Source organism: Vibrio sp. 1978 (assembly GCF_033344345.1).
Map to the genome: position 1 here is coordinate 200118 of NZ_JAWPOP010000002.1, position 18212 is coordinate 218329.

At 45.2% G+C, this 18212-nt stretch carries 19 protein-coding genes; 13 read left to right on the forward strand and 6 right to left on the reverse strand.

Annotated features, from left to right (window positions below):
• Positions 1-53 precede the first annotated feature (53 nt).
• The 3 genes from R8N49_RS02865 to R8N49_RS02875 form a co-directional block, all read right to left on the reverse strand.
• The gene (locus R8N49_RS02865) at positions 54-932 is read right to left on the reverse strand and encodes a U32 family peptidase (protein ID WP_005380107.1); all 879 of its coding nucleotides are present in this window, start codon (positions 930-932) and stop codon (positions 54-56) included.
• A 20-nt stretch (positions 933-952) separates the two neighbouring features.
• The gene (gene ubiU / locus R8N49_RS02870) at positions 953-1966 is read right to left on the reverse strand and encodes a ubiquinone anaerobic biosynthesis protein UbiU (protein WP_005380110.1); all 1014 of its coding nucleotides are present in this window, start codon (positions 1964-1966) and stop codon (positions 953-955) included.
• A 133-nt stretch (positions 1967-2099) separates the two neighbouring features.
• On the reverse strand, positions 2100-4139 hold the full coding sequence (locus R8N49_RS02875; RefSeq protein WP_005380112.1) for a bifunctional diguanylate cyclase/phosphodiesterase: 2040 nt from the start codon (positions 4137-4139) through the stop codon (positions 2100-2102).
• 363 nt (positions 4140-4502) lie between these two features.
• Between R8N49_RS02875 and ubiT the strand changes: the two genes are divergently transcribed.
• Positions 4503-5030, forward strand: coding sequence for a ubiquinone anaerobic biosynthesis accessory factor UbiT (gene ubiT / locus R8N49_RS02880; protein WP_005394645.1), 528 nt, complete (start codon positions 4503-4505; stop codon positions 5028-5030).
• A complete protein-coding gene (locus tag R8N49_RS02885) occupies positions 5014-5517 on the forward strand; it encodes a GNAT family N-acetyltransferase (RefSeq protein WP_005380119.1) in 504 nt (167 codons plus the stop codon). The genes ubiT and R8N49_RS02885 overlap by 17 nt, the downstream gene beginning before the upstream one ends.
• A 62-nt stretch (positions 5518-5579) precedes the next feature.
• On the opposite strand, the gene R8N49_RS02890 is transcribed toward R8N49_RS02885, so the two are convergent.
• On the reverse strand, positions 5580-6026 hold the full coding sequence (locus R8N49_RS02890; protein ID WP_031781040.1) for a hypothetical protein: 447 nt from the start codon (positions 6024-6026) through the stop codon (positions 5580-5582).
• Positions 6027-6185: 159 nt separating this feature from the next.
• Between R8N49_RS02890 and R8N49_RS02895 the strand changes: the two genes are divergently transcribed.
• The 6 genes from R8N49_RS02895 to R8N49_RS02920 all read left to right on the forward strand — a co-directional run bounded on the left by R8N49_RS02895 (position 6186) and on the right by R8N49_RS02920 (position 11467).
• Positions 6186-6584: a DNA polymerase III subunit psi gene (locus tag R8N49_RS02895; protein ID WP_053306748.1), complete on the forward strand. Its 399-nt coding sequence runs from the start codon at positions 6186-6188 to the stop codon at positions 6582-6584.
• A 12-nt stretch (positions 6585-6596) separates the two neighbouring features.
• Positions 6597-7052: a ribosomal protein S18-alanine N-acetyltransferase gene (gene rimI / locus R8N49_RS02900; RefSeq protein WP_005386430.1), complete on the forward strand. Its 456-nt coding sequence runs from the start codon at positions 6597-6599 to the stop codon at positions 7050-7052.
• A 285-nt stretch (positions 7053-7337) separates the two neighbouring features.
• Positions 7338-8927, forward strand: a complete 1590-nt coding sequence (gene prfC / locus R8N49_RS02905; RefSeq protein ID WP_149192410.1) for a peptide chain release factor 3 — start codon at positions 7338-7340, stop codon at positions 8925-8927.
• 94 nt (positions 8928-9021) lie between these two features.
• Positions 9022-9219: a DUF5363 domain-containing protein gene (locus R8N49_RS02910; RefSeq protein ID WP_258489268.1), complete on the forward strand. Its 198-nt coding sequence runs from the start codon at positions 9022-9024 to the stop codon at positions 9217-9219.
• Positions 9206-9979, forward strand: a complete 774-nt coding sequence (locus R8N49_RS02915; RefSeq protein ID WP_005380129.1) for a TatD family hydrolase — start codon at positions 9206-9208, stop codon at positions 9977-9979. The genes R8N49_RS02910 and R8N49_RS02915 overlap by 14 nt, the downstream gene beginning before the upstream one ends.
• 204 nt (positions 9980-10183) lie before the next feature.
• Complete coding sequence (locus R8N49_RS02920; protein ID WP_005380131.1) at positions 10184-11467, forward strand: NupC/NupG family nucleoside CNT transporter; 1284 nt, start codon at positions 10184-10186, stop codon at positions 11465-11467.
• A gap of 358 nt (positions 11468-11825) precedes the next feature.
• On the opposite strand, the gene R8N49_RS02925 is transcribed toward R8N49_RS02920, so the two are convergent.
• Positions 11826-11960 (reverse strand): hypothetical protein, encoded by a 135-nt coding sequence (locus R8N49_RS02925; protein WP_005391675.1) that lies wholly within the window; start codon positions 11958-11960, stop codon positions 11826-11828.
• A gap of 90 nt (positions 11961-12050) precedes the next feature.
• Between R8N49_RS02925 and deoC the strand changes: the two genes are divergently transcribed.
• From deoC to deoD, 4 genes are all read left to right on the forward strand, one after another.
• Positions 12051-12827 (forward strand): deoxyribose-phosphate aldolase, encoded by a 777-nt coding sequence (gene deoC / locus R8N49_RS02930; protein WP_005380133.1) that lies wholly within the window; start codon positions 12051-12053, stop codon positions 12825-12827.
• Positions 12828-12924: 97 nt separating this feature from the next.
• Positions 12925-14253: a thymidine phosphorylase gene (gene deoA, locus R8N49_RS02935; RefSeq protein WP_104975558.1), complete on the forward strand. Its 1329-nt coding sequence runs from the start codon at positions 12925-12927 to the stop codon at positions 14251-14253.
• A gap of 68 nt (positions 14254-14321) precedes the next feature.
• Entirely contained in the window at positions 14322-15542 is a 1221-nt protein-coding gene (locus R8N49_RS02940; RefSeq protein WP_054700480.1) for a phosphopentomutase, read from the forward strand.
• 143 nt (positions 15543-15685) lie between these two features.
• A complete protein-coding gene (deoD, locus tag R8N49_RS02945) occupies positions 15686-16405 on the forward strand; it encodes a purine-nucleoside phosphorylase (RefSeq protein WP_005380140.1) in 720 nt (239 codons plus the stop codon).
• A 95-nt stretch (positions 16406-16500) separates the two neighbouring features.
• Here deoD and R8N49_RS02950 read toward each other — a convergent pair whose 3' ends face one another.
• Complete coding sequence (locus R8N49_RS02950; protein ID WP_005391677.1) at positions 16501-17106, reverse strand: YtjB family periplasmic protein; 606 nt, start codon at positions 17104-17106, stop codon at positions 16501-16503.
• A gap of 91 nt (positions 17107-17197) precedes the next feature.
• Here R8N49_RS02950 and serB point away from each other — a divergent pair, with 91 nt between their 5' ends.
• Positions 17198-18178, forward strand: coding sequence for a phosphoserine phosphatase (gene serB / locus R8N49_RS02955; protein WP_005380142.1), 981 nt, complete (start codon positions 17198-17200; stop codon positions 18176-18178).
• The last annotated feature ends 34 nt before the right edge of the window (positions 18179-18212 follow it).

Consider the following 18212-nt stretch of genomic DNA (forward strand, 5'->3'; position numbering starts at 1 on the left):
CAATGGCTGATAGAGAAAAGCGAGGTTGGGCCTCGCTTTTCTTTTTTGGGGAGCTAAATGTTTTTTACTTCTAAGCCAGCTAGCTGATGCCAATAGCCATTGCATTGGCGGCTTTCAAGTTTTTCAGGGTTGTCGCCGTGCTCGTTTGAGCGAAAATGCTCTAACTCAGAAAGTGTACTCACACCGAGAGGGCTTAATCGGACCACATCAACCAGGCCTTGCATACTTGGTAAGTCATTGATCAGGTTATAACAATACCCTGATTGCGTTTGAATGCCGTTAAGGTTAAAGACTTCTTGTCCTTCTTGGCTGCTGACCTGGATACCCGTAGGGTATTTGATACAGCAGGTTTCGCAATCGTCTTTCGCTAGGTTTTCAGCTCGGGCTGTGAAACAGCGAGCGGAATATGCTAAAGGCAAATAACCGTGGCTAAATACCTCAACTTCAAACTTGTTACGAATACCAAGCTCGTCACACTGAACCAAAGTATCGTTTAACCATTCGCGAGAGAGCTCGACAGGCATGCACCAACGCATCATACCTTGCTTCAAAAATAAGTTGAGCGTGTGTGCGTTATAAGTATTGATTGCAGGGCCAACGACGAAAGGCACTTTATGCTCTGATGCCAATTGAACAGCAGATACGTCATTTGCTTCAATCGCGAAGTCACCGTTGTCGATGTACTTCTTCATTATGTTTACTTCACTCGGAGCTTCTAGTAGTGCCATTGTTGATAGCACCACTTGCTTGCCAGATGCAGACAGCTCTTTTGCTATTTCAAGCCAATGCGAAGGCTTCATTTCTCGACGTTTTGAGCATACGGTTTCCCCAAGATAGATGATGTCCGCGGAGCTTGATTTCGCTTGTTCATAAAACGCTTCGATGTCTTGTTTTGGCCAGAAGTACAACAGCGGGCCAAGCGCGTATTTCATTGAATTATCCATCTTAACCTCTACTGCCATTTGCGGTGATAAGCACCAAGTGTGGTCTGCGTACCTTCAGACACGTTTGCCAATGCGGCATCCCAAGCCGCTTCGACTTGATAAGCTTCTGGGTTTGCTTGGTAACGGTCAATCGCGGCTCGCCATGTTCGAGTGACTTGTTCTACGTAAGCTGGGCTACGTTGGCGACCTTCAATTTTTACAGACGCCACATTTGCAGCAAATAGTTCTGGCAGCATAGAGAGGGTGTTCAAACTGGTTGGTTCTTCCAGTGCGTGGTAGCGTTTTTTCTCGCCTTCGATTTCTGCTTCGAAACGGCCTTTACACAAGGTAGGGTAGCCCGCATTTTCACCGGTGCTGTAGCGATCGATCAAAATGTCGTTAAGGCGGGATTCCAGACCATTTTCTGTTTCTTGCCAGCGAACGTACTTAGCTGGAGAGCATGCTCCCACAGTGTTTGGAGACTCGCCTGTCATGTATGACGATAGGTAGCAGCGACCTTCAGACATGATGCAAAGGCTACCAAAAGCAAAGACTTCTAACTCGACATCGCTAGTGATGTTGCGTGAGAGCTGTTTGACCTGATGAATCGATAAAACGCGGGGTAGCACTACCCGTTTTACGTTGAAGTTTTGTTTGTAAAAATCAATGGCTGCGACGTTGGTCGCTGATGCTTGCACTGAAAGGTGTAGTTCCAGATCGGGATATTTGCGAGCCGCGTACTCCAGCACTGCAATGTCTGCAACAATCAGCGCGTCTACACCCAGTGCCGCTGCATTGTCTACTGCGTTCGTCCAGCGCTCGAAGCCATTGGGATGAGCGAAGGTATTCAACGCGACATGAATTTTTTTATTGCGGTCATGAACGTATTGCACCGCTTTTTCTAACTTTTTGCCGTTAAAGTTGAGGCCAGCAAAGTGACGGGCGTTGGTATCATCTTTGAAACCAATGTAGACGGCATCGGCACCGCAATCAATCGCAGTTTTTAACGCAGGCAGGTTACCCGCGGGACACAAGAGTTCCATATGCTCACAATCATTGAGAATAAAAAGGTGTCCGCATTTTATGAAGAATTATGAATAGCGAAATTGACCTAAGTTAGGTTTAGCTCAATAAAGTCGATATTTACCCCTTGCGAGTAAGGGTATCGGGTCGGGGTTAGTTCTTGTGACGACGATTCTGTACAAACAGCTCTTCAATTTCATGTTTTGGCTGCGGGCGATAAAAATGGAATCCTTGAATCGCATTACATTGAAGGTTAGAGAGCAAAGTAGCTTGCTGGTGGGTTTCCACCCCCTCGGCAACGACAGTTAAGTCGAGCGACTTACCCAGATTAATGATGTTTTCAATCACAGTGACTTGTTTCGGTAGTGTGTCGATATCATTAATAAAAGCGCGGTCGATTTTTAGCTCGTCAATAGGGAAACGCGCTAAGTAGGAAAGAGAAGAGTAGCCGGTACCAAAGTCATCGATAGAGAGAGCGAAGCCAAGCTTTTTAATCGCATTCAACATCTGCAGTGTATGTTCGCTATCACTCATCACGGCACTTTCGGTTAGCTCGAAGGTAATGCAGCTTGGATCAAGCTCGGTAGTGCGAAGCAGCTTTTCCATAAAGTCGATCAGCTGTGGGTTGCCAAATTGCTCGGGAGAGAGGTTGATGGCGACACGGCCTGGCAGTATGCCTTGTTGCTTCCAACGTTTTACCGTATTGAAAACATCACGCATCACGACACGTCCAAGGTGTTCGATTAACCCAGCGCGCTCGGCGACAGGAATGAATGAGCCAGGACTAATGTACCCTTCGACTGGATGCTTCCAACGAACGAGCGCTTCTGCGCCGTTGATACTGAAGTCTCGCGCGTTAACCTTAGGTTGATACCACACTTCCAAACCGTTCTGCTGCAATGCTTTTTGCAGTTCGATTTCAAGCCACAAACGCATACGCGCTTCTTTGTTCATTTGATCGTTAAATTTGATCAGACGATTTCTACCACGATCTTTGGCTTCATACATCGCAGTATCGGCATTTTGTAGTAGGATTCGTGCATCTTGTCCGTCTTCAGGGTATCGAACGCTACCAATTGAACAGGCAAGGCGTTTGCTGAAGTGGTGCAAGTCGAAAGGTTGGTTGATCAACGAGATAATGCGATCGGACAAAATTTCAGCCATGCGGGTATTTTCTGGCTCCGGCAGAATGACGCCAAACTCATCGCCACCCAAATGACCAATAATCGCTTGGTTTGGTAGTAACCGTTTAAGACGGGCCGATACCTCTTGAATCACTTTATCGCCAATATGGTGACCAAGTGAGTCATTAATGTTTTTGAAGTTATCGATATCCAAATAGAACACCAGAAGCGGTGTTTGCTTTTTGATCAGCTGTTCCAAACGTTTGGTGAAGCCAAAGCGGTTGTAGAGTTTGGTGAGCGAGTCAATGTGTATGTCTTCATTCGATGCAGAAGACAGGTTTTTGGGCGCATCATCAGCATCTTGGATTAGGATAATTTGAGATTCGCTACCTAATATCGCCGTGGAATCCGCGTGTAGCTGAACTTTCCGTTCAAAGCCGCATCTTGCACTGGTTAAGCAGACAAAAGGTTTGTCAGAAATTAATGTACTCAATCGATGACTAAATACCTTTTTACTGTTTTCATCGATGAATAAACGACTTAGCTCTTCGCCCAACAATTCATGAGGAGAGTTAAGTCCGAGAAGGCGCGCTGATGCGGGGTTCGCAGAGATGACAATATCATCTTCGATAAGCAGTAAGCCGTCTGGTAGCAGTTGTGTTAACTTCGCAAACTTACTTTCGGACTCTTCTAAGGAGCGAACGAGTATCTGCTTTTCTGAAGTATCGACAGCGTGAAAAACAACAAAGCGAATGTCGTTACCTTCAAAAACTGGCGAAAGACTAAAGTGAAGACTGGTTTCAAGGTCGGTTTCATCGAGCGTGATTTCGGCTTCGACATGTGCCCCTTTGAACGCGCGCTGATAGTATGGTGCAAGCTTCTTATAAAACTGTTCACCCAGCACTTGGCAATCGTTTAAGCCGACGATTTCCTCATGACTTAAACCTGCGATATCGCAGTAACGGTCACTTACCATTCGATAATTGTGTTTTTTATCAAGAATGGCAAAGAAGAAAGGGCTATTTGAGGTTAGCGTGGCAAACCAATGTTTTAATTGCTGGGAAGGCATTAGGGTATTACCGATCTCCAATGAGCCAGATTATTCGTCCGTGTATAAAAAGCGACACCCTGATAAGCCTGCGGCGGTCTACCACCAAGCTAAAGTGTTACCTGCCATTAAAGGGCTCGCGGTTTTAGCTGTGCAGTCGACAATCACATGGATACGCTCAGATAACTATAACTTTGAAAATACGGTTGTAAAAGTGTTTATCCACCTGTTCGCATCAATAATACACGTAAGTTCAAAAAAAGAAGCGTTAGTGAGCAATAAACCACCAATCTAAAATAAGCACTTTATTGATACATAACAGTAATCTCATCGCCACGATTGCTTAATATAAGCAACCTAATGACAAAGTAACGGATAATGAACGTGTTAAACAAGATTCGCAGTCAACTAGTAAAGAACGCAGCTAATATTTTGCGTTCTCCAGTCCAGTTATTACCACAGCCAATTCAGCAAAAAGCGTTGCTAGAAGGGCTAAAAATGGTGTTTAAAGAAGCCTTGGAAGATGGTGACTTTGAGTTCCTTGAAGACAAGTGGTTAAAAGTTGCGATTAAAGACTTGAACTTAGCATGGTACATCAGCTATCAAGACGAAAAATTGGTGGTAGCTGAAAAACCAGTTCAGGAAGATGTGAGTTTTAGTGGTAATCTAAACGACCTAGTACTGATTGCTGGTCGTAAAGAAGACCCTGACACACTGTTCTTCCAACGTCGCCTTTCAATTGAAGGTGATACTGAGCTTGGCTTAGAAGTGAAAAACTTAATGGACAGTGTCGACTTAGAGCAGTTACCGAAAGCAATGCAAGTCGCTTTGAATCAATTGGCTGATTTTGTTCAGAAAGGAGTTCAAGCGCCTGCACAACCAACCGGAGTAGCGAATGCTTATTCGAACTGAAGCCCCAGCGGACATTCTTACCATTGACCGCTTATTGAAACACGCCTTCCCGACGGAAGCTGAAGCTGAGCTTGTGATGCGTTTGCGCGAAAACAGCAAATTCACGCTTTCCTTAGTCGCGTGTACAGATGAGGGAGAGGTGATAGGCCATGCTTTATTTAGCCCTGTGACCTTAAATGGTGAAGATTTGTCATGGCAAGGGCTAGCGCCATTAGCTGTTCATGAAGATTACCGTCGCCAAGGCATCGCTGCAGAGTTGATCAAAGAAGGTTTTGATTCACTGCGTGATTTTGGCTACCCAGTGTGTGTGGTGTTGGGCGATCCTGATTATTACGCGCGCCAGGGTTTTCAATCATGCGACGAGATGGGCTTTGAATGTGCTTGGGATGTCCCTAAAGGTGCATTTCGAGTCGCAGAGTTGGTCGAAGGTCAATGTGCTGGACGCTCCGGACGCATAGACTATGCGCCAGAGTTCTCTGAACTGTAAATGAAAGAAGCCCACGACTAAGTGGGCTTCTTTCTTATTCACTGAAAACTGAGATAGGGAGGTTAGGATGACTGGTTACTTTTCTTTTTGCCCCAGACCTCTATTTTCGCTTTTTTACTTACCCCTAGCAGGCTAAGTTTTGTGCTTCCCCAGCTACTGTAAGTCATTTCAATCTGTTTTAGCTTGGCTTCTTTTGTACCTGGAAGGCTCCAGGCACGAGTCGACAATCCGCTTGTTAGTACGCCCATAGAGGAAAGCTTTTTCTCACTACCATCTGTCATGACGACTTTTAAACCATTAATGTCTACCGTTCCTTGCACACATTTTAGTTTTATTTTACTGAAGCTTCGGTTTCGGAATAGGCTATTTGGTGTCACGGTATCTGTTTCTGTATGAAAGTTAACGGTTTTCGTTGCAATCAGCTCCCACTCATCGCTGTTATTAGCAAAAACACTCATGCTGGTGGCGGCTACCAGTGTGCAAAGTAGTAGCGTATTTAAGAATTTCATAATGTACCTTATATGTCATACCCAATGTGTGGCCGTTGGCAAAACGCTATGTTCAGGAATATCCAAATCATCTCATTGTGTTCAGGTGTTCCTTGAAGTCCTTTAGGTATAATCGCGATAATTTGATAGGATTGCCCTCGTTCAAATAGGTGACGGAAAATGTCAATTAACGAGAAACAGTATTTACGTGAAATGGGGATCAGCACATGGGAGCTGGTACACCCTGAAAGACTGGAAGGCTATCAATCGCCATTATTGGATTTGCAAAGTTCATGTAAACTCCTATTGGTATCGCCAATATGTCCAGAAAACGAGACGGCATTGATGTTTGAGCGCGTATTAAAAAGCATTAAGCTCACGCTTGATGATGCGCTGCACCTAGAGCCTGAGCGCTTATCCATGCTGGGTGAACATCAGCTAGAGTGGGTGTGGTTTGCAGGCTGTGAGGCTGATAAAAGCATCAAGGCAAAGCACCTGATCTCGCCACTATTACAAGATATTGATGGTAATAACGAACAGCGCCGCGCATTGTGGCAACAAATCTGTTCGTACTCTTAACGGAGCTAATGCGTGACAATTGAAATTACGCCGATGCGTGCAGAGCACCTCGACCAAGTTTGGCAAATCGAGCAGCAAGCACATTCTCACCCTTGGGCCGAATCTTTGGTTCGTGACTTATCCAGTCGCGGTGCTTGCCATCATGTGATGCTGGAAGGCTCTCAAGTGGTTGGTTACTTCTATGGACAGAATATTGTTGGAGAAGTGACACTATTAAATATTGCAGTAGCGCCTTCTCAACAAGGCAGAGGGCTAGGGCAAAAATTGCTGGACGCGTTTATTGAACACTGTGAACAAGCCAAAGCAGAGAGTGCTTGGTTAGAAGTGCGTGAAAGTAATCACCCAGCTATCCATATTTATGAGCAAGCAGGTTTTAATGAAGTGGACCGTCGTTACAACTATTACCCAGCTAAATCGGGAAATGGTAAGGAAGACGCCATTATCATGAGTTACTTATTTTTGAGTTAGTTTTAGGCCGTTACTAATTACCTCATCAACACTTATGCTTTAAATGCGTATCCGGATTCGAGGCTTTTGAATATGTAATAACAATTTTTTGAATTTTTACATCTCTTTGTGTGGCGCTGGCTTTCCCTTGTTAGTTGCAGGTAAAGGCTGGTGAGCCGAGTAAATTCAGTTCATGTCTTTCCAGTTTGCTAGCACAGCGATAATAAGCGAGAATACCGCACAATATCGAATAGTAGATATGCTTGCCTATTTTGTGAGCATGAAAGTAATTTAGAAGATTAACTAATGTCAAATCCCCTTTTTTTAGGCGAAGTGTCTAAGCGCAGAACGTTCGCTATTATTTCTCACCCGGATGCGGGTAAAACCACCATTACTGAAAAAGTCCTTTTATTCGGAAACGCGATCCAAAAAGCAGGTACGGTTAAAGGTCGTGGTAACGCACAGCACGCAAAATCAGACTGGATGGAAATGGAAAAAGAACGTGGTATCTCGGTAACCACTTCTGTAATGCAGTTCCCTTACAATGACTGTCTGGTAAACCTACTTGATACGCCTGGACACGAAGACTTCTCGGAAGATACATACCGTACGTTAACGGCAGTAGACTCGTGTTTGATGGTTATCGATGCGGCGAAAGGTGTCGAGGATCGTACACGTAAGCTGATGGAAGTAACGCGTCTGCGTGACACGCCAATCGTAACCTTCATGAACAAACTTGACCGTGACGTTCGTGATCCAATGGAAGTATTGGACGAGGTAGAAAACGAGTTGGGCATGATGTGTGCGCCAATTACATGGCCAATCGGCTGTGGTAAAGAATTTAAAGGTGTGTACCACATTCACCGTGATGAAACGATTTTATACGAATCAGGTCACGGTCATGAGATTCAAGAAGTTCGAATCATCAAAGGTCTCGATAACCCAGAGCTTGATGAAAAAGTTGGTGCAGGCCTTGCGGAAAGTGTTCGAGAAGAGCTTGAGCTTGTCATGGGTGCTTGCCCTGAGTTTGATTTGGAAATGTTCCTAACAGGTGAGCTTACGCCAGTTTACTTCGGTACTGCATTAGGTAACTTTGGTGTGGATCATATGCTAGACGGTCTAACTGAATGGGCTCCAGCGCCGAAAACTCGTCAAGCGGTTGAACGTGAAGTTGAAGCGACTGAAGAGAAGTTCTCTGGTTTCGTATTTAAGATCCAAGCGAACATGGACCCAAAACACCGCGACCGTATCGCATTCATGCGTATTGTATCGGGCACTTACACGCAAGGTATGAAGATGAACCACGTTCGTCTTGGCAAGCAAGTGAGTATCTCTGATGCAGTAACCTTTATGGCTGGTGACCGTGCACGTGCAGAACACGCTTACGCCGGTGACATCATTGGTCTACACAACCACGGTACTATTCAGATTGGTGATACCTTTACGCAAGGTGAATCATTGAAGTTCTCTGGTATTCCGAACTTCGCTCCGGAACTATTCCGTCGTATTCGCCTGAAAGATCCACTAAAGCAGAAGCAGCTTCTCAAAGGTTTGGTTCAGCTATCAGAAGAAGGTGCGGTACAGGTATTCCGTCCTCTACAGAACAACGATCTGATCGTTGGTGCCGTTGGTGTACTTCAGTTTGATGTTGTTGTGGCTCGTTTGAAGTCTGAGTATAACGTTGAAGCGATTTATGAAGGCATTAACGTTGCAACTGCGCGTTGGGTTGAGTGTGGTGATGCGAAGAAACTGGATGAGTTCCAACGCAAGAATCAAGCGAACTTAGCATTGGATGGTGGTGATAACCTAACGTATATCGCTCCAACAATCGTTAACTTAAACTTAGCGAAAGAGCGTTTCCCGGACGTTGATTTCCGTGCGACGCGTGAGCACTAATTTGCGCGGTTAGGGTAAGCCTTAACGCAAACTAGATTTTAAAACGCCCTTGGCTATAAACTTAGCCAAGGGCGTTTTTATATAAGGATAAGATATGAACTGGTTTAAACGTGGGCTAAAGCGTTACGACAATTGGTGTAAAGAAATGGGGTTAACCCCCGATCAGAAACGCAGTTGCGTCCCATATCGAAAAGACCCTGCCCACCAAGCTGAAGAGAAGAGTGAAGCCCAACGATCTTCTGATTTCCCGCCCGAAGATACAGATAAAAAACGTCAAGATGAAGCTCTTTGATACGCACTGCCACTTTGATTTTGATGTGTTTCAAGATGACTTTGCGCATCAACTTGAGCTTGCTCAAACGCAAGGCGTCGCAAGAATTTTGATTCCTTCCGTCGGTCCGCAAAACTGGGCTCGTATTCAAACTTTGGCAGAGCAACATGCCAATTTGTATTATGCGCTCGGCTTTCATCCGTATTTTCTTGAAGATAACGTTGAGCAGCACCTTACAGAGCTAGAAGGCTATCTAAATCAAAAAGGGCAGCAGTGCGTGGCAATAGGAGAGTGTGGTTTAGATTTTGCCATTGATGTTGATCCACAGTTGCAAGAAAAGATACTTGAAGTTCAATTTGAGCTGGCTAGACGCTTCGAGCTCCCAGTTATTTTACATAGCCGAAAAGCGCACAATCGCCTCATTCAAATGGTGAAAGCGGCGAATCTCCCTAGAGGTGGTGTACTACACGCTTTTTCTGGGAGTTATCAGCAAGCCATGGAGTGGGTCAAATTAGGTTTTTTTATCGGTGTAGGAGGAACGATTACCTACCCAAGAGCCAAGAAAACACGCGACGCAATTCAAAAATTACCACTCGAAAACCTAGTAATCGAAACAGACGCACCAGATATGCCTATACTTGGATATCAAGGGGAGTCAAATCACCCAGCCAAACTCATTCACGTCTTTAATGAGCTCGTAGAGTTGCATAACGGCCGAAAGCAATCGATTGCCTCTCAACTGTGGAAAAATAGCAATTTTGCTTTCTCGATATGTGAATAAAATCTAAAGATGTGGTTTGAAATCGAAAACGTTTTCCTGCTTATTGTGAATTAACTCACAAAGCTGGTTGAATCAATCATGAATCTTATAGGAAAGTGTGAGGCTGGCATTACTTTAATTGATTCTGCATGAGTATAATTGCCCCCGCTTTATAGCTCCATTTTGTAACACGCCAATAAATAACTTATAAGGAAGTCATAAACTATGAGCCTGTTTATGAGCCTAATCGGTATGGTAGTGCTTCTTGCGATTGCAGTGGCATTTTCTAACAACCGAAAAGCTATCAACTTTAGAACTGTGGGTGGCGCATTCGCTATCCAATTCGCATTAGGTGCATTTGTTCTGTATGTACCTTGGGGCCGTGATCTACTAAACGGTTTCTCTTCAGGTGTTTCTAACGTTATCAACTACGGTAACGATGGTTCATCATTCCTGTTCGGTGGTCTTGTTTCTGACAAGATGTTCGAAGTATTCGGCGGCGGCGGTTTCATCTTCGCATTCCGTGTTCTTCCTACACTGATCTTCTTCTCTGCACTGATTTCAGTTCTTTACTACATTGGCGTTATGCAATGGGTTATCAAGATTCTTGGTGGCGCACTACAAAAAGCGCTAGGCACTTCTCGTGCGGAATCAATGTCAGCGGCAGCTAACATTTTCGTAGGTCAAACTGAGGCACCTCTAGTTGTTCGCCCATTCGTTCCAAAAATGACTCAATCAGAGCTATTCGCGGTAATGTGTGGTGGTCTAGCTTCTGTTGCTGGTGGTGTACTAGCTGGTTACGCATCTATGGGTGTTCCACTAGAGTACCTAGTTGCGGCATCATTCATGGCAGCACCAGGTGGTCTACTGTTCGCTAAAATCCTTCACCCAGAGACTGACCAGCCTCACGAAAGTATCGAAGAAGCGATGGACGGCGGTGACGACAAACCAGTTAACGTAATCGACGCAGCTGCGGGCGGTGCGGCTTCTGGTCTACAACTTGCGCTTAACGTAGGTGCAATGCTAATCGCATTCGTTGGTCTAATCGCGCTAATCAACGGTATGCTAGGTGGCATCGGTGGTTGGTTCGGCATGCCAGAACTAACACTAGAGCTAATCCTAGGTTACGCGTTCTCTCCACTAGCATTCCTAATCGGTGTTCCATGGGCAGAAGCTGTAACAGCTGGTTCATTCATCGGTCAGAAAATCGTAGTGAACGAATTCGTTGCTTACTTGAACTTCACACCATATCTAGGTGAAAACGCTCAAGTAATCGCGGCAACTGGTGAAGTAATGTCTGAGAAGACAACAGCTATCATCTCATTCGCACTATGTGGTTTCGCGAACCTTTCTTCTATCGCGATTCTACTTGGTGGTCTAGGTAGCCTTGCACCAAACCGTCGTAGTGACATCGCTCGCATGGGTGTTAAAGCAGTTCTTGCAGGTACGTTGTCTAACCTTATGGCAGCGACAATTGCAGGCTTCTGCTTAAGCCTTGCAGCACTATAATTAGAATCGGTTCTTAATATATAGACGCCGTTTTACATCATGCCCTGTAGCAAGAGATTGCTGCGGGGCATTTTTCGTTTTTCGGGCTCCAAAATTTCATCGGGTGTTTGCCTTAGTCGAGGTATTACGCAGTCAATGGAATAGGGGCTAGGAAATTTTGAGATACAAACCGTTTGCGCTCTATTTGGTGCTACAGTTTTGCGGTGAAACTCTATAATGTATTAATCACAGGATAGTGGTTAAGCTTGATTCTTAATCACGTAATGAATATTACATAATCGATGGGCAAATGAATTGCCCTGCAATATCAGATCTAATAGGCGTTTTGCTTTGTGATGTGATATTAAAGACACCGCAATCATAGATTGTTGTGCCATAGGCCAAACTGGTACTGTGCGGTGACAAGGATAGCAATTGGCATATGATAAATTTTCGCTGTATATGCCGAGTCTTCAGGGAACCAAGTCCGTTCATTAATAGACTGTTTAGCCATTTACTCACATTGTCTCGACTTGTTGATTATAGTTAAAGACGTGATGTAAGGCTGAGTAGTGAATTTTTTGAATATTGATCGGAGATAGAAATGAGCGATTTAAAAGCAGCAGCGCTACGTGCACTTAAACTTATGGACCTAACTACGTTGAATGACGATGACACTGATGCAAAAGTGATCTCACTATGTCATGACGCGAAAACAGCAGTAGGCAACACAGCTGCAATTTGTATTTACCCTCGCTTTATTCCTATTGCTAAGAAGACACTTCGTGAGCAAGGTACGCCAGAGGTTCGTATTGCAACAGTAACGAACTTCCCACATGGTAACGACGACATTGAAATCGCAGTTGCTGAAACAAAAGCGGCGGTTGCTTACGGTGCAGACGAAGTTGACGTAGTTTTTCCTTACCGAGCGCTAATGGCGGGTGATGAGAAAGTAGGCTTCGAACTAGTTAAGCAATGTAAAGAAGCTTGTGGTGACATTCTTCTTAAAGTGATCATCGAAACAGGTGAACTAAAAGAAGAAGCACTAATCAAGAAAGCATCTCAAATCTGTATTGAAGCAGGTGCTGACTTCATTAAAACTTCAACTGGTAAAGTGCCAGTAAACGCAACACCAGAATACGCTCGCATGATGCTTGAAGTTATTCGCGACATGGGGGTTGCAGAAACTGTTGGTTTCAAACCAGCAGGTGGTGTGCGCACTGCTGAAGACGCAGCAGCATACCTAGCAATGGCTGACGAAATCCTAGGTGACAACTGGGTTGATGCTCGTCACTACCGTTTTGGTGCGTCTAGCCTGCTAACCAACCTACTAAATACATTAGAAGTATCGGACGACGTCGCTGATCCAACAGCGTACTAATTTCAATAATACGTCTGAACGGTAGCACCTAAACGGGTGCTACCACACCTCTTCTATCCTACTACAACCATGGCTCAAAAGAGCTTGGGAGGCACTAATGTATTTACCACAAGAAATCATTCGTAAAAAACGTGACGGCGAAGTCCTAACCGCCGACGAAATCAACTTCTTTATTCAAGGCGTAGCGAACAACACGGTATCTGAAGGTCAGATTGCGGCGTTTGCTATGACGATTTTCTTTAATGAAATGACCATGGATGAGCGCATCGCCTTAACGTGTGCGATGCGTGATTCGGGCATGGTTATCGACTGGAGCCACATGAACTTCGGTGGTCCAATTGTCGACAAACACTCAACCGGTGGTGTGGGTGACGTAACTTCTTTAATGCTTGGCCCAATGGTGGCAGCGTGTGGCGGTTTCGTACCTATGATCTCTGGCCGCGGTCTTGGTCATACAGGCGGTACGCTGGATAAACTTGAATCTATCCCTGGTTACAACATTACGCCGAGCAACGATGTTTTTGGTCAAGTAACCAAAGACGCTGGTGTGGCGATCATCGGTCAAACTGGTGACCTTGCTCCTGCGGATAAGCGTGTTTACGCGACTCGTGATATTACCGCAACGGTAGACAATATCTCCCTGATTACGGCGTCGATCCTTTCTAAGAAACTGGCGGCGGGTCTGGAATCGCTAGTGATGGACGTAAAAGTGGGTTCAGGTGCATTTATGCCAACTTACGAAGCGTCTGAAGAGCTAGCAAAATCAATCGTTGCGGTAGCAAACGGTGCTGGCACTAAGACTACGGCAATTCTTACGGACATGAACCAAGTATTGGCGTCTTCAGCGGGTAACGCAGTAGAAGTTCGTGAAGCGGTTCGTTTCTTAAAGGGTGAATACCGTAATCCTCGTCTACTTGAAGTGACCATGGCTTCATGTGCTGAAATGTTAGTACTTGGCAAGCTTGCTGAGAACACAGAAGACGCACGCGCAAAACTGATGGAAGTGCTGGATAACGGCAAAGCGGCTGAGTGCTTCGGCAAGATGGTTGCCGGTTTAGGCGGCCCTGCGGACTTCGTAGAAAACTACGACAACTACTTAGAAAAAGCAGCAATCATTAAGCCAGTTTACGCAACAGAAACGGGCATTGTCTCTGCAATGGATACACGTGCTATCGGCATGGCTGTGGTTGCTATGGGTGGTGGTCGTCGTGTTGCTACTGATGAAATCGACTACGCAGTTGGTTTCGACGAGTTCATCCGCCTAGGTGAGGTCGCAGACAGTGATAAACCTCTTGCGGTCATCCACGCTCGCACTGAAGAGCAATGGGAAGAAGCGGCAAAAGCACTGCGCAGTGCAATCAAAGTAGGTGGTGAATACACACCAACTCCAGAGGTTTACCGCCAAATTCGTGCAGAAGATATCTAATAGAACAAGTAATTACACAAGGCCTACTCAACCATAATAAAAAGCCGAGTGGGCCTAAGGAACGAGCAATGAAAAGAGCATTTATTTTAGTACTAGACTCATTCGGTATCGGTGCAACTGCCGATGCTAAAGAATTTGGTGATGTAGGTTCAGACACACTAGGTCACATCGCTGACCAATGTGACAAAGGCTTAGCAGATAACGACAATCGCCAAGGTGCACTTCGCCTTCCAAATCTATCGAAACTTGGTTTGGCAATGGCGCATAAAGAATCGACAGGTCGCTTCGCACCTGGACTAGACGCAGACGCTGAAATCATTGGTGCATACGGTCATGCAGCAGAGCTTTCTTCAGGTAAAGACACGCCGTCTGGTCACTGGGAAATCGCAGGTGTGCCTGTTCTGTTTGACTGGGGTTACTTCACTGACAAAGCAAACAGCTTCCCGAAAGAATTGACTGACCGCATTCTTGAGCGTGCAGGTCTTGACGGTTTCCTAGGTAACTGTCACGCGTCTGGTACTCAAGTTCTTGACGATCTTGGTGAAGAGCACATGAAGACTGGCAAACCAATCTTCTACACGTCTGCTGACTCTGTATTCCAAATCGCATGTCACGAAGAGACTTTCGGTCTAGACCGTCTACTAGAGCTTTGCCAAATCGCACGTGAAGAGCTAGAAGATTACAACATTGGTCGTGTTATCGCGCGCCCATTCGTTGGTGCTGGTAAAGGTCAATTTGAGCGTACAGGTAACCGTCGTGATCTTTCTGTAGAGCCACCATCAGCAACGGTTCTTCAGAAGCTCGTTGATGAGAAGCAAGGCAACGTGGTTTCTATTGGTAAGATTGCTGATATCTACGCAAACTGCGGCATCACTAAGAAAGTGAAAGCGACAGGTATCCCTGCATTGTTCGAAGCAACGCTAGAGCAAATCAAAGAAGCGGGCGACAACACGATCGTATTCACTAACTTTGTAGACTTCGACTCAGCTTACGGTCACCGTCGTGACGTAGCGGGTTACGCAGCGGCACTTGAGTACTTCGATGATCGTATCAACGAAGTGCTAGAGATTATGGAAGAAGACGATGTGCTTATCCTAACGGCAGACCACGGCTGTGACCCAACATGGCCAGGTACTGACCATACTCGTGAGCACATCCCAGTATTGGTTTATGGTCAAAAAGTACCAGCTGGTTCTCTTGGCCGCCGCGAAACATTCGCAGATATCGGTCAAACATTGGCAAGTTACTTCGGTACTTCTCCAATGGATTACGGTAAGAACTTCCTATAATTAGTTAGGTTTTTGAAAACTAGGAGCTTGATAGCTCCTAGTTTTATGTTTGCAGTATGTAAATGCTGCTTGTCGGAAATGAGAATACTCTGGCATATATCGCCTTAAGCGCGGAGCGCTAGAGAAAGGTTAAGGAAAAGAAAATGGCAACTCCACATATCAATGCTGAAATGGGTGCATTTGCAGACGTCGTACTGATGCCTGGTGATCCACTACGTGCAAAATACATCGCAGAGACTTTCCTTGAAGATGTCGTTCAAGTGTGTGACGTTCGTAATATGTTTGGTTACACAGGTACATACAAAGGCCGTAAGATATCGGTAATGGGCCACGGTATGGGTATCCCATCATGCTCGATTTACGCGACTGAACTAATCAAAGACTTCGGCGTGAAGAAAATCATCCGTGTTGGCAGCTGTGGCGCAGTGAATGAAGACATCAAAGTGCGTGATGTTGTGATCGGCATGGGTGCATGTACTGACTCTAAAGTGAACCGTATCCGCTTTAAAGGTCATGACTTCGCGGCAATCGCAGACTACAACATGGTTCGTGCGGCAGAAGACGCTGCAAAAGCTCGCGGTATTGACGTTAAAGTTGGTAACCTATTCTCAGCAGAGCTTTTCTACACGCCAGATCCAGAAATGTTCGATGTAATGGACAAGTACGGCATTGTTGGTGTTGAAATGGAAGCGGCTGGTATTTACGGTGTTGCGGCAGAATACGGTGCAAAAGCTCTGACAATCTGTACGGTTTCTGATCATATCAAGACTGGCGAACAGACTACATCTGACGAGCGTCAAACGACATTCAACGACATGATGCTAATCGCACTAGATTCAGTATTGCTTGGTGACGAAGAGTAAGCGACGAAGAGTCATTCTATTTTTCGCTCTCAAGAGCTAAAAAAACAGCCCACACATTGCGGGCTGTTTTTATATGAGTTGTTAGCGCTACCTAGTTACTTGGTTAGCAGCAGGTTTGGCGCTTTTTTACGACGTATCGGTTGTCGACGTAAAATCAAGATGAACAACATACCACAGACAAAGCTCATTAAGACCATCATGTACATATAACGATCGCTCTTGCGATAGTGGTGGTCAGAAATAGCCGTCACCCGGCCCGTCTCAAAGGTCACGCGAACAAAACCGATAAGCGCACCATCTGCAAAAACTGGTTCAACCAACTGCTGGCGACCAATGGAAGCTGTTGCCAAAGGCGTATCCAGGCCAAGAACTTCGCGTACCGATAATGCCTCTTCACTAGACGCTAAACGTACACCCTGTGCATCGTAGATTGTTGCATCAAACACTAAACGGTCTTGTGCTAGCTGGTTTGTTAGCTGAAGTAATCGTTCTTGATCTTTAGTTAAAATCATCTCACTGGCAGAAAGAGACGCCTGTGAAATCAAAACTTTGGTGAGCGTTTCAAGCTGTTGTGCTTGAATTTTCTCATTACCCTTACTGATCACAACACTGTTTTTTATTGTGATAAACAACATCACACACAGTAGGATTAGTGCCAGAATTCTTAGGGCATTCCTTACTGAGAACAAAGATTCACTCATGCTCTTTACTCATCCATTTAAAATAAAACAAAGACTTGCCTTTTTAGTTTGTTGAGGTAACGTTTTAGCAAAGTCATAAGGGATTATATACATGGACGCGTCAAAAAGCTTGCCTATCAGAAAACATACGACACTTTTAAAACGATTACCCGAGACTCGATTTGCCTCCCAATTAGATAAAGCAAAAGCAAACTGGATCGTATTTGCTGAGTACCTTTCGCCAAGTCACTTCGAAGACATTGATTTCTTCACCGGCTTTTACAACCCAATACTAGAAACGTGGAAAGTTGGCCAATATGAAGTAGCCCTGATGGCCGGAGAGTTGACTCCTCAACATGAAACGATCTTACAAAGTCTCAACCTAGATTACGCCTCGCTTAATGAAGTGCCCGATCTATCAACCCAAGGGTTGATTGTATTTGATATGGATTCAACGGCGATCCAGATAGAGTGTATTGATGAAATCGCGAAACTGGCAGGAGTAGGGGATGAGGTCGCTGAAGTCACTGAACGTGCCATGCAAGGTGAGCTGGATTTTGAGCAAAGTTTACGTCAGCGAGTTGGTAAGCTCAAAGGTGCCGATGAATCAATTCTTGAACAAGTTCGTTCCCAGTTACCATTCATGCCGGACTTTGAAGCGCTAATTGCGACGTTGAAAGCCTTGGGCTGGAAAACAGCGATTGCCTCCGGTGGTTTTACTTACTTCTCTGATTACATCAAAGATAAAGTCGACTTAGACTTTGCTCGCTCCAATCAATTAGAAATTATTGACGGCAAACTCACGGGTAAAGTACTTGGCGATGTGGTAACGGCGCAGATGAAGTCTGACATTCTAGTGGAACTGGCGGATGAATATGAAATTGAGCAGCACAACACGGTTGCTGTCGGTGATGGCGCTAATGATCTTGTGATGATGTCGGTGGCAGGATTAGGGATTGCGTATCACGCAAAACCAAAAGTGGAAGCTCAAGCGCAATCAGCGATTCGCTTTGCAGGGTTGGGCGGTGTGCTCTGTATTTTATCTGGCGCATTGGTGAAGCAGCAAAAGGTCAGCTGGAAAGCTAAACCTTAACCATCCATTCAAAAACACCGCCAGAAAGGCGGTG